13 protein-coding genes and 1 pseudogene are annotated in these 12736 nt (G+C 60.9%); 8 read left to right on the top strand and 6 right to left on the bottom strand.

All coding sequences use genetic code 11. The features are described 5' to 3' along the window. Nucleotides 1–45: 45 nt before the first annotated feature. A complete protein-coding gene (locus AC0NIL_RS20215; RefSeq protein ID WP_013531777.1) occupies nucleotides 46–1455 on the bottom strand; it encodes a D-alanyl-D-alanine carboxypeptidase in 1410 nt (469 codons plus the stop codon). A 286-nt stretch (nucleotides 1456–1741) separates the two neighbouring features. On the opposite strand from AC0NIL_RS20215, the gene AC0NIL_RS20210 reads away from it, so the two are divergent. The 5 genes and pseudogenes from AC0NIL_RS20210 (at nucleotide 1742) to AC0NIL_RS20190 (ending at nucleotide 5579) form a co-directional block, all read left to right on the top strand. Then, nucleotides 1742–2071, top strand: a complete 330-nt coding sequence (locus tag AC0NIL_RS20210; RefSeq protein WP_013531776.1) for a phasin family protein — start codon at nucleotides 1742–1744, stop codon at nucleotides 2069–2071. 296 nt (nucleotides 2072–2367) lie between these two features. Continuing rightward, complete coding sequence (gene clpS / locus AC0NIL_RS20205; protein WP_275953076.1) at nucleotides 2368–2697, top strand: ATP-dependent Clp protease adapter ClpS; 330 nt, start codon at nucleotides 2368–2370, stop codon at nucleotides 2695–2697. 6 nt (nucleotides 2698–2703) lie between these two features. After that, nucleotides 2704–5172, top strand: coding sequence for an ATP-dependent Clp protease ATP-binding subunit ClpA (gene clpA / locus AC0NIL_RS20200; protein ID WP_013531774.1), 2469 nt, complete (start codon nucleotides 2704–2706; stop codon nucleotides 5170–5172). A gap of 60 nt (nucleotides 5173–5232) precedes the next feature. Beyond that, nucleotides 5233–5401: pseudogene (locus tag AC0NIL_RS20195) on the top strand (phosphotransferase-like protein); the annotation flags it as partial. Beyond that, nucleotides 5334–5579: a phosphotransferase-like protein gene (locus tag AC0NIL_RS20190; RefSeq protein WP_474048023.1), complete on the top strand. Its 246-nt coding sequence runs from the start codon at nucleotides 5334–5336 to the stop codon at nucleotides 5577–5579. The pseudogene AC0NIL_RS20195 and the gene AC0NIL_RS20190, both read left to right, overlap by 68 nt. A 41-nt stretch (nucleotides 5580–5620) precedes the next feature. Here the strand turns inward: AC0NIL_RS20190 and AC0NIL_RS20185 are convergent, their stop codons facing one another. From AC0NIL_RS20185 to AC0NIL_RS20165, 5 genes are all read right to left on the bottom strand, one after another. Next, nucleotides 5621–6763, bottom strand: coding sequence for a phosphatase PAP2 family protein (locus AC0NIL_RS20185; protein WP_275953075.1), 1143 nt, complete (start codon nucleotides 6761–6763; stop codon nucleotides 5621–5623). A gap of 203 nt (nucleotides 6764–6966) precedes the next feature. Continuing rightward, entirely contained in the window at nucleotides 6967–7398 is a 432-nt protein-coding gene (locus tag AC0NIL_RS20180; protein WP_027161550.1) for an HIT family protein, read from the bottom strand. Between the two features lie 87 nt (nucleotides 7399–7485). Beyond that, nucleotides 7486–8700, bottom strand: coding sequence for a GNAT family N-acetyltransferase (locus tag AC0NIL_RS20175; RefSeq protein WP_013531771.1), 1215 nt, complete (start codon nucleotides 8698–8700; stop codon nucleotides 7486–7488). A 50-nt stretch (nucleotides 8701–8750) separates the two neighbouring features. Then, entirely contained in the window at nucleotides 8751–9479 is a 729-nt protein-coding gene (locus AC0NIL_RS20170) for a glycerophosphodiester phosphodiesterase (protein ID WP_024503355.1), read from the bottom strand. Between the two features lie 14 nt (nucleotides 9480–9493). Then, a complete protein-coding gene (locus AC0NIL_RS20165) occupies nucleotides 9494–9958 on the bottom strand; it encodes a RidA family protein (RefSeq protein ID WP_024503354.1) in 465 nt (154 codons plus the stop codon). Nucleotides 9959–10096: 138 nt separating this feature from the next. On the opposite strand from AC0NIL_RS20165, the gene AC0NIL_RS20160 reads away from it, so the two are divergent. The 3 genes from AC0NIL_RS20160 (at nucleotide 10097) to AC0NIL_RS20150 (ending at nucleotide 12662) form a co-directional block, all read left to right on the top strand. Continuing rightward, a complete protein-coding gene (locus AC0NIL_RS20160; RefSeq protein WP_013531768.1) occupies nucleotides 10097–10924 on the top strand; it encodes a cell envelope integrity EipB family protein in 828 nt (275 codons plus the stop codon). Nucleotides 10925–11026: 102 nt separating this feature from the next. Further along, the gene (locus AC0NIL_RS20155) at nucleotides 11027–12325 is read left to right on the top strand and encodes a lysophospholipid acyltransferase family protein (RefSeq protein ID WP_473573350.1); all 1299 of its coding nucleotides are present in this window, start codon (nucleotides 11027–11029) and stop codon (nucleotides 12323–12325) included. Nucleotides 12326–12383: 58 nt separating this feature from the next. After that, complete coding sequence (locus AC0NIL_RS20150; RefSeq protein ID WP_013531766.1) at nucleotides 12384–12662, top strand: DUF4031 domain-containing protein; 279 nt, start codon at nucleotides 12384–12386, stop codon at nucleotides 12660–12662. Nucleotides 12663–12736: the final 74 nt, after the last annotated feature.

Raw genomic sequence — 12736 nt, 5'->3', positions numbered from 1 at the left:
CTCCTTCGACGCAGAATTTTTCCGGGAGATGATTTCCACGCCGTCCTACTGCTGGACGGCGTAGCACTCGATGTTCTTCTTCTTCAAAGCGGTGCAGGCCTTCCAGGCGGCGGTCTTCGAACCGAAGCCGCCGAAGCGGGCGCGATAGTAGGTGACGCCGTCCTTGTCGAAGGCGACGGTGAAGCCGGAGGCGTCGGCCAGCACCTTGGGCGCCTGCTTGGTGGTCTTGTCGAGGAAGGCCTGTGCCTCGGACTGCTTTGGCGACGAGGCGACCTGAATGGCCCAGCCCGACGGCACCGACGCCGTGTTGACCGGGTCGACGGCCGCTGGCGTTGGCTCGGCATAGGCAGCGACGACCTGGGCCGTCGCGACCTGGGGGGCTGAAACGATGACGGTCTTGACCTTTCTGGTCTTGACGACGGGGGCTGCTTCTTCGGCCTGCGGGGTATCGTCTTCCGCGACCGTGGCGTCCTCGGCGACGGTGGCGTCGTCCTGCGCCACAACAGGCTTGTCATCGGGCGTCGGAGCGTCATGCTTGGGCAGGAGAACCTGGGCGAGGGCGGTGACCGGGTTGTTGCCGCCGGCCTTGGCCACCAGATCGCCACCGCCGCGAGTCGATGCCCTCGGCAGATAGGTGTTGATCAAGCTGGCCATCTGATTGTCGCGGCTGCGGCCGGAACTGCCGCCCATGACCACGCCGACGATGCGGCGATTGCCGTCGGAAACCGACGAGACGAGGTTGAAGCCGGAGGCGCGGGTGTAGCCCGTCTTGATGCCGTCGACACCCTTGATGCGTCCGAGCAGGCGATTGTGACCGTTGATGCGCTGACGCCCGTAGAGGAAGGAGCGCTGCGAGAAATAGCCGTAATATTGCGGAAAATGCTCGCGCAGCGCGATGCCGAGCGTCGCCATATCGCGCGCGGTGGTGAACTGGCCAGGGTCTGGCAGGCCATTGGCGTTGCGGAACACGGTGCCGTTCATGCCCAGCGCACGCGCCTTGGCGGTCATCATGCGGGCAAAAGTGGTTTCATTGCCGCCGAGCATTTCGCCGAGCGCGGTGGCCGAGTCATTCGCCGACTTGGTGACGATCGACAGGATCGCGGTCTCGACCGTGACCGAACCGCCCGGCTTCACGCCAAGTTTCGTCGGCGCCTCGGCGGAGGCCTTGGCGGAAAACACCACTGGCGTATTCCTGCTGATCTTGCCCTTCGCCATCGCTTCGAAGGTCAGGTACAGCGTCATCATCTTGGTCAGCGAAGCTGGATAGCGCCTGCCGTTGGCATCTGCGGAGTAAAGCACCTTGCCAGTCTTGGCATCCACGACGATGGCCGCCTGCTTGGCCGCCAGCGACGAGGCAACGTCTCCAAAAACGAATGTCATCGCCAAGGCGATGATCATCATCGTTTTGAGAGGGGAGGTGGATTTGGAAACGATGCCCAACAACGCCTTACGCACTGGTACTTCCCTTGGATTTCTTCGTTGCGTTGGAGGCGGCAAAGGGTCCTGCCTCGCTTCCGGCCAAGCTACCGGCGCAGCGTTACCAATCCGTTTATGGTAACCGCCGCGTTCACCATTTTCTTCGTGCTTGAAGCTCTCTTTATTCGATTTTTAGCCATTGGCTGCGCAGGCGGGTCCGCGAGCCCGCGAAATCTTGACTTTTGTGCGGCGCACAATATATTATCTTGCATTGCACAAGGGCGCCCCCGAAGAAGGACGCCTCAACCGTCAAGGGAATCGTGAAATGACCCAGACCTATGAGGACTTCAGCAAATACGGCAAAGAGTTCGCCGACACCGGATTGAAGAGCTTCGCGTCGCTCTCCAAGGGCGCACAGGCGATTGCCACCGAGGCTGGTGAATACACCAAGAAGAGTTTTGAAACCGGCAGCGCCACTGTGGAGAAGCTGTTTTCAGCCAAGTCGCTGGAAAAGGCCATCGAGATCCAGTCGGACTATGCCAAGCAGTCCTATGAGGCTTTCGTCGCCGAGGCCACCAAGATTGGCGATCTCTATGCCGAACTCGCCAAGGAAGCCTACAAGCCATTCGAATCGATCGTTGCCAAGGCGAAGTAATTTCGCCCGGGCGAACTGATTTCGCCTGACGTGACCCAGGTTCAGCCTTTTGACCCGAGAAAAAGCCCGGCCGTGGAAACGTGGCCGGGCTTTTTCGTGTCAATTTCCGTTCCAGAGCCTCGCGCCCCTTCACGATTGCGAAAATCGTCCAAGTTTGGTGACCTAGCCATATTGTCAGCTAACCAGAAGGGCTTAAAATCGTACATCGAACACCTACATGTCGAACTCGCATGGGGAATCGAAAGAGGCAGGAATACGTGACGATCGGTTTGACTGCCACGAGACGCGTGGTGCGAATGCAAGACGGCGACGGTAACGGCAATGGGGCCGGCCGTGGGACGGCCGTCATCACGCGCACCAGAACCAAGACCAAGAAGCCCAGCCTTTATCGGGTCCTCATCCTCAACGACGACTACACTCCGATGGAGTTCGTGGTTCACGTGCTGGAGCGTTTTTTCCAGAAGGATCGCGAAGCCGCCACACGCATCATGCTTCATGTTCACAATCATGGAGTGGGCGAGTGCGGGGTCTATACATTCGAGGTGGCCGAGACCAAAGTGTCCCAGGTCATGGATTTCGCCCGACAGAATCAGCATCCGCTGCAATGCGTGATGGAGAAGAAGTGAGGTAACATGCCGGCTTTCTCCCAAGGCCTGGAAAAGGCGCTTCACCAGGCGCTGACGCTCGCCAATGAGCGGCACCATGAATATGCAACCCTAGAACATCTGCTGCTCGCGCTCATCGACGACACCGAGGCGGCCGCCGTCATGCGCGCCTGCAATGTCGATCTCGATGAGCTCAAGCATACGGTTCTCACCTATATCGACACCGAGCTGGACAACCTCGTCACCGGCTACGACGAGGACTCCAAGCCGACGGCCGGTTTCCAGCGCGTCATCCAGCGTGCGGTGATCCATGTGCAGTCTTCTGGCCGCGAGGAGGTTTCGGGCGCCAACGTGCTCGTCGCCATCTTCGCCGAGCGCGAGAGCCATGCCGCTTATTTCCTGCAGGAACAGCAGATGACCCGCTACGATGCGGTCAACTACATCTCGCACGGCATTGCCAAGCGTCCGGGCGCGTCGGAGACACGCTCGCCGCGCGGCGCCGACGACGAGCAGGGCGGCCAGAACGGCGCCGAGCCGCAAGAGGAAGGCGGCAAGAAGAAGCAGCAGCAGGACGCGCTGACGGCTTATTGCGTCAACCTCAACAACAAGGCCAAGGCCGGCAAGATCGACCCGCTGATCGGCCGCGAGTCCGAGATCAACCGCACCATCCAGGTGCTGTGCCGCCGCTCCAAGAACAACCCGCTCTACGTCGGTGACCCCGGCGTCGGCAAGACGGCGATCGCCGAGGGCCTGGCCAAGCGCATCGTCGAGGGCGACGTTCCCGAAGTGCTGCACAATGCCACCATCTTCGCGCTCGACATGGGCACGCTGCTCGCCGGCACGCGCTATCGCGGTGATTTCGAGGAACGGCTGAAGCAGGTCGTCAAGGAGCTCGAGGATTATCCTGGCGCCGTGCTGTTCATCGACGAGATCCACACGGTGATCGGGGCAGGGGCGACTTCAGGCGGCGCCATGGATGCGTCCAACCTGTTGAAGCCGGCGCTGTCGTCGGGTGCGATCCGCTGCATCGGCTCGACCACTTACAAGGAATTCCGCCAGTTCTTCGAGAAGGACCGTGCCTTGGTGCGGCGCTTCCAGAAGATCGACGTCAACGAGCCGACCATCGAGGACGCGATCGAGATCATGAAGGGCCTCAAGCCCTATTATGAGGAGTTCCACAAGGTGAAGTTCACCAACGAGGCGATCAAGGCCTCGGTGGAACTGTCGGCACGCTACATCAACGACCGCAAGCTGCCGGACAAGGCGATCGACGTGATCGACGAGACCGGCGCCTCGCAGATGCTGGTGCCGGAAGCCAAGCGCAAGAAGACTATCGGCATCAAGGAGATCGAGGCGACGATCGCCACCATGGCCCGCATCCCGCCGAAGACGGTTTCGGCCGACGACGAGAAGGTGCTGCAGGGCCTCGATATCGAGCTGAAGCGAGTCGTCTATGGCCAGGACACTGCGATCACCGCACTGACCTCGGCGATCAAGCTGGCGCGTGCCGGCCTGCGCGAACCGGAGAAGCCGATCGGCTCCTATCTGTTCTCCGGCCCGACCGGCGTCGGCAAGACCGAAGTGGCAAAGCAGTTGGCCGCGTCGCTCGGCGTGGAGCTGATCCGCTTCGACATGTCGGAATATATGGAACGCCACACCGTGTCGCGGCTGATCGGTGCTCCTCCGGGCTATGTCGGCTTCGACCAGGGCGGTCTTCTGACGGACGGCGTCGACCAGCATCCGCATTGCGTGCTGTTGCTGGACGAGGTCGAGAAGGCGCATCCGGACCTGTTCAACATCCTGTTGCAGGTTATGGATCATGGCAAGCTGACCGACCACAACGGCAAGCAGATCGACTTCCGCAATGTGATCCTGATCATGACCACCAATGCGGGTGCGTCGGATGCGCAGCGCGCAGCGATCGGCTTCGGCTCGACCAAGCGCGAAGGCGACGATGTCGAGGCGATCAACCGGCTGTTCACGCCGGAGTTCCGTAACCGTCTCGATGCGATCATCCCGTTCGGCTCGCTGCCGGTGCCGGTTATCCATCAGGTGGTGCAGAAGTTCGTCATGCAGCTCGAGGCCCAGCTTTCCGAGCGTGGCGTCACCTTCGACCTGTCGGCGGACGCGATCGCCTGGCTCGCCGACAAGGGCTATGATGAGCGCATGGGGGCGCGGCCGCTCGGTCGTGTGATCCAGGAGCACATCAAGAAGCCATTGGCCGACGAGGTGCTGTTCGGCAAGCTCAAGAAGGGCGGCACGGTGCGCGTCACCGTCGAGAAGAAGGAAACCGGCGAGACCGGCCTGAAGCTCGAATCGCTGGCCGACGAGGCGCCGGTGAAGCCGAAGAAGGAAGAGCCGGAAGAAACGCCGAAGTCCAGAAAGGCCGTGGTGAAAAAGCCGGCGGCCAAGAAGCTGGTGGCGCAGAAGCCCGAAGCCAAGGGCAAGGACGGCGGCAAGCGCAGCCTGGTGCCACAACTGCCCCGAAAGAACTGAACCTTACGAAGGTCAAGAAAGCCCCGGAGACGGGGCTTTTTTATTGGAGCGAGGGTAGGCATAATCGGCCAGATCATCATCCTGAACGGTGCGCCGCGATCGAAAAACAAGCATCGCCAAGGCTGTTCAGGAGTGCTTCGATGGCGTCTGGATCAATCTCGGTGTCGACGTTTGCGATCAGGCCATGCCGCCGCGCTATCGACCCGAGATGGGATTGCGGCCCGGTGGCGCGCCTGTGGCAGGAAGAGGTGCACCGGCCCGGCGTGTACGATCTGGAAGTCGACACGTCGCTCCTGAGCCCTGGGCAATGCGCGGACACGCTCGCAGAGCAGCTTCGGCAAGGACCGTATCCAACAGCGTTTCGGAAATTGTCCAACCCATCCAGCGCCGCCCTTGAGTCGTTTTGACCGGCATGCCGCCGCAGGCGAGTTCGTCCAGATCGGCGAATTTACATCCCGCAAAGGGCCGGCGATTGCATGGTGGAGCTCTCGATTTCAGCGGCCGCGCTGTCCGACTCGAAACGGGTCAGCAAATATCCGCACGCCTTCCAGATCGCGACCATCAGGGATGCGCCCGCATAGCCATCCACGGCATAGTGCCAGCCAAGCACGACGGATCCGACCATAATGACGCCCGCGAATAACCACATCACAACACCGGTCAGCCGAGACCGCCGCGTTGCATAGAGAGCGAACAGCACCGCCATCGCAACGTGCAGGGACGGGAAGGCGGATATACCGACGCTGCCGGTAGTTGCGCCGGTGTAGCCACCCCACAGCATATCCTGCGTGTTGAGCGCCCAGATTGGATAGATGCGATCGGCGGTGGCGAGTGCTTGCATGAGGGCGTGAAAGTCGTTGCCGAACCCCAATCGCTCGTAAAAGCAAGGGCCAGCCGACGACAGGCCCATCGCGAGGAAGAAGCCACCCAGGGTCCACACCGTCATGAAGCTCATCAGGAACTGGTGACGCAGCTTCGTATCCTTGTGTGTGATGCACACGGTGAAAGCCGCGGTAATGAGCACGACGAACCAGAAATTGTAAGCGATGTTGATGATCTTCAATGCAAGCGGCGACTGGACGATAAACCACAACCATTCGTGCGGGGCTCGACCGAAATGCAGGATGCGGTCGGCCTGAGCCAATGCCTTGTCCCATGCAAACGGAGAGAGGATTGCAATGGCTCCCTTCAACACACCGATCGCGGATATGAAGGCAAGACCCGCACCCAGGCCATTCAGGCTGTTGGCAATGCGTTCGGCGTCGCCAAAGAATCTACCCAGTGACTTGAGGAAGGTGTGCAGCGGTTCGGTATCCCGCTGGACCAGCGCAAGATGGAAAAGCGTCCCAAGTGCAAAGGCTGAGCCGCAAATCCAGAAGGCGATGAAAAGATACTCAGCGTATTCCTCCAGAACGCCGAAATCCGGCATGTTTCCAGTGTGCCACCCGACTGCGCTTGCCAGAAGCAGCGCAGCGGCAGCCATAGCGTGCAGCAGCCGGTGTCGCCAAAAGGCATCCGCCAAGATGCCAAGAAAAGCACGCTCGACAATTGCCCCCGCCAGTGGGGCCGATGCCGCAACCGAATGTTCCATGGTTTTGAAGCCCCACAGCTCGCCACGCGTTAGCATTTTACCGTGAGATGGTTCGATATTTCCTAATCAGACGATTAGAGTTGCAAACGGTTGAGTCGGCACTGGGCACGGCCGGGCATTAGAATCGGCTTCTGGACTGAACGGCGCTTGTTAGTCCGATATTCTCGACCAGGTCCACCACATCATTGGCGGACCTCCCGCTCTCAATTTTTGAGTGCAGTCCGTATCTTTTCGGCGTTCCCGACCAGAATCTCCGGCTTCTCCATCTCGCCCGTGTGCGGCTTCAGCGGGATGCCGTCGAAGCGCGGAATGACATGCACATGCAGATGATAGACGGTCTGCCCCGAGGCCGGCTCATTGAACTGCATGACGGTGACGCCATCGGCGCCGAAGGCCTTTTTCACCGCCAGCGCCACTTTCTGAACGGCGCTCAAGAGATGGCCGAAAATTGACGGATCGGCATCGAGAAGGTTGCGCGACGGCGCTTTCGGCACCACCAGCGTATGGCCGAGCCCCTGCGGCATCACATCCATGAAGGCGATGACCGCGTCATCCTCGTAGACACGGTGCGAGGGAATTTCGCCGCGCAGGATCTTGGCGAAAATGTTGTCGGTATCGTAGGCGGCCTCGGTCATGGCGAACGCTCCGGATTGTGCCTTCGTGTAGCGAAGGCGTCGAAATTCGGCAAGATAATCGTCGCCCCCCCAGCCGGCCAACCGGGGCTACTCCTCGAGATCCTTGCGGAACGGGGTATGCTCTTCCAGATATTCGCTCATCCGCTCCACCTCCTGCCGTTCGCGCCGAAGATAGTCGGCGACGGCGTTGCGCAGGCCTGGGTGCGCAATGTAGTGCGCGGAATGCATGGTCACCGGCCGGTAGCCGCGCGCCAGCTTGTGCTCGCCCTGCGCTCCCGCCTCGACCACCTTGAGCTTGCGCTCGATGGCGAAGTCGATCGCCTGGTGATAGCAGACCTCGAAATGCAGGAAGGGATGGTCCTCGATGCAGCCCCAGTTGCGGCCATAAAGTGCATCCGAACCGATGAAATTGATCGCGCCGGCGATATAGCGCCCGTTGCGCCTAGCCATCACCAGGAGGATGTCGTCGGCCATGCGCTCGCCGATCATCGAGAAGAATTGACGATTGAGATAGGGCCGGCCCCATTTGCGACTGCCGGTGTCCATGTAGAAGGCGAAGAAATCGTCCCAGGCTTTCTCCGTGAGGTCCTTGCCGGTCAGCCGGTCGATTGAGATGCCTGGGGCAAGCGCTTCGCGCCTTTCCTTTTTCATCGCCTTTCGCTTGCGCGAGGCAAGGGTGGCGAGGAAGTCGTCATAGGTTGAAAAGCCTTCGTTGAAGAAATGGAATTGCTGGTCGGTGCGGTGCAGGAAACCGGCTGCTTCCAGCACCTCCACATCGCTCTCTTGCGCGAAGGTGACATGTGCGGAAGAGACACCGAGCTTTTGGGTCACCGCCTTCAGGCCCGCCGCGAGACCGGCCTTCACCTTGGCACTGTCCTCGCCCCTGGTGACCAGCAGGCGAGGGCCGGTGACCGGGGAGAACGGCACGGCACTTTGCAGTTTGGGATAGTAGCGGCCACCGGCGCGTTCGAACGCATCCGACCAGCCATGGTCGAACACATATTCGCCCTGGCTGTGCGATTTGAGATAACAGGGCACCGCGCCCAGCAATCTGCCCCGCCCATCCTCCAGCCTGAGATGGTGGCCCTGCCAACCAGTGCGGCGCACGGCGCATCCGGAATCCTCAAGGGCGCTCAGGAAAGCGAATGAAACCAAAGGATTGTAGCTGGTTTCTAAATCGCCGCGCGCAGTTCCCGCAAAGCCATTCCATTCATCACAGGTGAAGGCGCCGATGCCGGCGGCGACGCGGATCGAATAGTCCGCATTGGCCGTTTGTCCGTCACCCTCGTCGCCCTGATCCATGAGGCTTATTTAAGCTCCGTCCGGCCTGGTGCAAGTCACGTTTCAGACACTCAGGCGACTTTGACCAGATCGGGTTCGAACCCTTCGAACGTCATCTGATCGGCATATCTGAAGGTCAGGTCGACCGCCGGCTGGTCATGCACCGTCCAGGTGATAACAGGCATTTTCAGCCTTTCACGCACGAAGCTGACAAATGGGTTTGGCAGGTCGCCGGCGGCGTAGGAGGTGAAGGCGATCTCATGCGCCAGCATGGCGAAATGCGCCTCGATCAACCCGACGTCCTTGCCGTAGGCGGTGAGACCCCCTGGGATACCCGGCGCGTCCTTCGGAAAATCGCGGACCAGCCAATGGTCGAACGACATGATCGCCGCCTTGCCCTTGTAGCGCTTGAGCATCTTGCCGACGCTTGCCACCAGGCCTTCGTCATAGCCGGGCGTGCCTTTCAGCTCGACGACCAGTGGCACGCGGCCATCGACCAGGTCGAGCGCTTCCTGCAGCGTCGGCACATGGTCCGCCGTGCCACCGACCCTGAGCGCCGCGAGTTCAGCTGCGGTACGCTGCCAGACGAAACCATCCTGGCCGGTCAGGCGCTTGAGATCGCCGTCATGGATGATGACGGGAACGCGGTCGGACGACAGGTGCACGTCGCATTCGATGGCGTAGCCGCGTTCGGCGGCTGCGGCGAAGGCCGACAGCGTGTTTTCCCAGCGCGTCTTGTTCATGTCGTGGAAGCCGCGGTGGGCAACGGGCCGGGCGGTCAGCCAGGATAGGTCGGTCATATCTGTACCCTGGCTCATGCGACTTCGAAGATGGCTTCGATTTCCACTGCGGCATTAAGCGGCAGGCAGGCCGTGCCGACGGCGGAGCGTGCATGCTTGCCGCGCTCGCCAAGGGCGGCGACCAGGAAATCGGAGGCGCCGTTGGCAACCAGATGCTGCTCGACGAACTCGGGTGACGAGGCGACGAAAACGGTGATCTTCACCAGACGGCTGATCTTCTCGAGGTCGCCGAGTGCTGCCTTGGCCTGCGCCAGGATGTTGATCGCGCAGTATTTTGCCGCGTCCTTGCCGCCTGCCGTGTCGACGTCGCGGCCGAGCAGCCCGCTCGCCTGCAGCTTGCCGTCCTTGAGCGGCAATTGCCCGGCAGTGAACAGCAAATTGCCGGTCCTGCAATAGGGCACGTAGTTGGCGGCGGGCGCGGCGGCGACGGGAAGCGTCACGCCCAGATCGCTTAGCCGCTTTTCGATTGTTTCACTCATGGTATTTCCCTATTGCTTGGTGACGCCGCGCCGGCCGGGCCGAAATTGCTATTTTTGCCTCGCTTCCGCCACGACTTTTTTTAAGCTGGACCATCTTTCCCTGCGGCCTGCCATCAGTCGCGACGATCGGAGTACCTCATGCGCGCAACGCGCCTCGCATTCCATGCCGTCCTGTTGTCGGGGATATTCTCGATAGGTCCTGTCTTCGCGGCGCCGGCGCTGCAAGCCCACCGCGCCGTTTACGATCTTACCCTGAAAAAGGCTTCCGATCAGTCCGGCATCACGGGCATATCCGGCCGCATGGTCTATGAGTTCAATGGCTCGGCCTGTGAAGGCTATACGGTGAAATTCCGTTTCGTCACCCAGATCGTCACCGCCGACAACACTAGGTTGACCGACCAGCAGACGACCACTTTCGAGGATGCCGAGGGCAAGACCTTTTCGTTCGTGACAAAGTCCTTCGTCGACCAGAATCTCGACAAGGAGGTCAAGGGCATCGCCACGAAAGAAACCAAGGGCCTGAAGGTCGACATCGACAAGCCTGAAAAGAACAGCGTCGAGCTCGCGACAACCCAATTCCCGACCCAGCATTTGGTCGAATTGATCGGCAAGGCCGAAAAAGGCGAGAATTTTTACGAAACCAACCTGTTCGACGGTTCCGAAGACGCCAACAAGGTGATGACCACCACCGTCGTTGTCGGCAAGAAAACCGATGCCGACAAGGCCGACCCGGAAGCTTCGGCACTGGCAAAGCTCGCCACCGACAAATACTGGCCGGTCGACATCGCCTATTTCGACGACACCAACAAGACCGGCGAAGAGGTTCCGGAATACCGTATCAGCTTCAAGCTGCATGAGAACGGCATCACCCGCGATCTCGTCATGGACTATGGCGACTTCTCGATGACCGGCAAGCTGGTCAACCTGTCGCTGTTCGACCAGACAAAACCTTGTCCCGCCAAATAGTGCCCGTTTGCCACGGCACGGCGTGGTCGTAACGAACGACTTGAACGTGCCGCAATCGTCTCCCAACCTGCTTCCCAGCGTCCAGGCGCGAGGGGGATCAGCTTGAGCAGGATCGATACGTTCGTCGCGCCGCGGCCCAACCCGGCACTGATCAGGGCCATGACATCCGTCAACCGGATCGTCATGCTGCGCGGCATTCCCCGGTTTCGGGATCTGTTGCCGTTCAATCGCCTGGCCGGTCTGCGCGGCGTCTCAAATGTCCGCCATATCGACTTTCCCGACGCCGATCTTGAGCGGCTGAAGGCCAGTTGCGGGGCAGGGAAGGCGACCTTCATCACGCCCAATCATCCCGAGTTCTTCACCGACTGGATGATCGACAAGGAAATCGTGTCGCAGGTCAGCCCGCTCACGGCCTCATGGGCGACCAATGGTGTCGTCAACGGCCTTGGCCGGCTGATGCAGAAGTTCTGGCTTGCCAACAATCTGATCGCCCAGATACCCGGCAACAGCGGGGCAGCGAAGGAACACTCGATCGCCTGGGCCCTGAAAGGCCATGGCGTGCTGCTGCATCCCGAAGGCGGCGTCGGCTGGCATGCCAATGTCGTTGCGCCTTTGCTGCCGGGTGCCGTCGAGATGGGACGGGAAGCCCTCAAGCGCGGTCGGGCCACGGATCCCAATTTCAAGGTCTGGATCGCGCCCGTCGTCTGGAAGCTTGCCTTCACCGGCAACGTCGAAGCGGCACTGGCGAGGGAATGCGCCTATGTCGAGAAAAACCTCAAAATAGAACGCCAGGCGACCGACACGCTGCCGCAGCGCATTCACCATGTCTATTCGACACTGCTGGCCCGCGATGAAGCTGCCAGCGGCATGCCGTTCGACCAAGGCGCTTCCTATGCCCAGCGTCAGAGGGTTTTGGTCACCGAGCTCAACCGCCAGCTCGGCAAAAGCATCTCAGCCGACATTGATGTCGCCGACATCACCGAGCTTCTGCGGCGGGCGCGTCGCTGGCAGCGCGAAAACACTGGCGATGCCGAACGGCAAAGGCAGGTCCGCGCGCTCGTCGATAGGGTTCAGAGGCTGCAACGCGTCGGACCCTGGGCCTGCGCCAATCCGCGCATTAGCCAGGAGGAGATCGCCGAACATCTGAAGCGGATCCGCAACGACTATTGTCGGGGCGGGCTGCGCGACACGATGAACCGGTTCGTTCCGCAGCCGGCCGGGCCGCGTTGCGCCCACATCCGGGTGCCGGAGGCACTGGGCTTGCATGAGCATACGGGCTCGATCGACGATGCGGTTGCCGATCTGCACCGTCGCATGCAGGATACAGTCACCAACATCGTCGCCGAGCTTGCAGTCAATGGCGGCTTCATTTTCTATCCGAATCCATTCTATCGTCACTGACATCAGCCGGGCCATGTGGCCGACTGTCGTGACGGATGGAAGGCAGACAGCAAGCTTTATGGCAGCCTATGTCGACGCAGCGATCTGGAACTGGGCCGGCCATCGCTGGTGCCATCTGTTGGCCGACGACACCGACGAGTTGCATCGCTTTGCCGCGCATCTTGGCGTCAAGCGCTCATCCTACCAGGGGCCGCCCAAGACATCGGCGCCGCATTATGACATAACCGGCTTCGAGCGTGACCGTGCGGTGCGGCTCGGCGCCATCGAATGCAGCCGCGAGGAGATCGTCGCGGTCTTCCGGCGGGTGCGGGTGCCGAACGGCAAGATAAAGCGCTGACGGCAGCGCGCGGATCGTCGCACGCCGCACACAGGTCCCGCGGCACTTGCGTTTATCGCGCATCCCCTCTATAT

It is taken from the genome of Mesorhizobium sp. WSM1343 (assembly GCF_055901535.1).
The sequence above is the reverse complement of the archived record's forward strand: the minus strand, read 5'-3'. Positions and strand labels throughout refer to the sequence as shown.